The sequence below is a fragment of the Jeotgalibacillus marinus genome (genome assembly GCF_040801915.1).
In the GTDB taxonomy this organism is placed as follows: domain Bacteria; phylum Bacillota; class Bacilli; order Bacillales; family Jeotgalibacillaceae; genus Jeotgalibacillus; species Jeotgalibacillus marinus.
On sequence record NZ_JBFMIA010000234.1, the window covers coordinates 1 to 249 of the forward strand.

The following is a 249-nucleotide window of genomic DNA, read 5'->3' on the forward strand; positions in this document are numbered from 1 at the left end:
CTCCTTGGGCATGTGCGGCAACCACAGACCCTCCGCGACCGCCTGCTTGCGCAGGCGGATCAACTCACCGACGTAGGCGCGATGCTGATCCGGCGCCATCTCGTCGCGGTGGCCGAACGGCTCGATCGCCGGCTTGATCGTGTCCTCGACGAAGCTGCGGACCCGGTTGCGGATCTCCTCGTGCTCGGGCGCAAGTGTGAAGTCGATGGCCATCGTTGATCCCCCAGGTGGTGCAGGTGAGCGGGTGCG

General features: G+C 66.7%; 1 pseudogene. It reads right to left on the bottom strand.

The features are described 5' to 3' along the window. Nucleotides 1-213: pseudogene (locus tag AB1471_RS17670) on the bottom strand (hypothetical protein); the annotation flags it as partial. Between the last annotated feature and the right edge of the window lie 36 nt (nt 214-249).